Here is a 1,357-nt window from a genome sequence, read left to right on the forward strand (position 1 = left end):
CTCCTACACCGACCTGTTTAGCGGGCAGCGTGCGAAGCTGGTGCCGGCACAGGCGATCGCCGACATGCAGAAGGACGGCGCCGGCTTTGCCGGCTTCGCCACATGGCTCGATCTCACCCCGGCGCATCCGGACATGCTGGCGGTGCCGGATCCAGCCTCGGTCATACAGTTGCCGTGGAAGCCGGAGGTCGCCTGGGTCGCCGCCAATTGCGTCATGGACGACAAGGAGGTCGGCCAGGCGCCGCGCAACACGCTGAAGCGGGTGATCGAAGAGGCCGCCCGCGACGGCATGCATGTCAAGACCGGCGTCGAGGCCGAGTTCTTCCTGATCTCGCCGGACGGCAAGGCGATCTCCGACGAATACGATACCGCCTCAAAACCATGCTACGACCAGCAGGCGGTGATGCGCCGCTACGACGTCATCGCTGAGATCTGCGACCACATGCTGGCGCTGGGCTGGGGCCCGTACCAGAACGACCATGAGGACGCCAACGGCCAGTTCGAGATGAACTGGACCTTCGACCATGCGCTGGCGACCGCCGACAAGCACTCGTTCTTCAAATTCATGGTGAAGTCGATTGCCGAAAAGCACGGCCTGCGCGCGACTTTCATGCCCAAGCCCTTCCAGGGCCTGACCGGCAATGGCTGCCATGCGCATATCTCGGTGTGGGACGAGACCGGCAAGACTAATGTCTTCGCCGACAATGCGATGGAGCTCGGCCTTTCCGCAAAGGGCAGGAACTTCCTTGGCGGCATCATGAAGCATGCCTCGGCACTTGCGGCGATCACCAACCCGACGGTCAATTCCTACAAACGTATCAACGCGCCACGCACGATTTCGGGCGCGACCTGGGCGCCAAACACGGTTACCTGGACCGGCAACAACCGCACCCACATGGTGCGCGTGCCGGGCCCGGGCCGTTTCGAGCTGCGCCTGCCCGACGGTGCAGCCAACCCGTATCTGCTGCAGGCCGTCATCATCGCTGCCGGTCTCGATGGCATCCGCTCGAAGGCCGACCCGGGCAAACGCTACGACATCGACATGTACCAGTTCGGCCATACCGTGACGGATGCGCCGAAACTGCCGCTCAACCTGCTCGACGCGCTGCGCGAGTTCGACAATGACAAATCGCTGAAGGTGGCGCTGGGTGAGGAATTCTCGTCGGCTTACCTAAAGCTGAAGCAGCAGGAATGGAATTCCTATGCTTCGCACTTCACGCAGTGGGAGCGCGACCACACGCTGGATATCTGAAGCATCGGACCGAAAAGTGCGAAGCGGTTTTCGGACGAATCCGATGCGTTAAGGAAGACCATCGGCGCGATGCGAGCGAGCTTGGAATGACTTTATGAAATACTC

Annotated in this window: 1 protein-coding gene; it reads left to right on the top strand. The window is 61.7% G+C overall.

Going from position 1 to position 1,357, the window contains the following annotated elements; genetic code table 11:
* Nucleotides 1–1,252 (top strand): type III glutamate--ammonia ligase (glnT, locus tag EN745_RS34820; RefSeq protein ID WP_127423314.1); only part of this gene is annotated, 1,252 nt, incomplete at its 5' end.
* Between the last annotated feature and the right edge of the window lie 105 nt (nt 1,253–1,357).

Source organism: Mesorhizobium sp. M4A.F.Ca.ET.022.05.2.1 (assembly GCF_003998845.1).
Classification (GTDB): Bacteria; Pseudomonadota; Alphaproteobacteria; order Rhizobiales; family Rhizobiaceae; genus Mesorhizobium.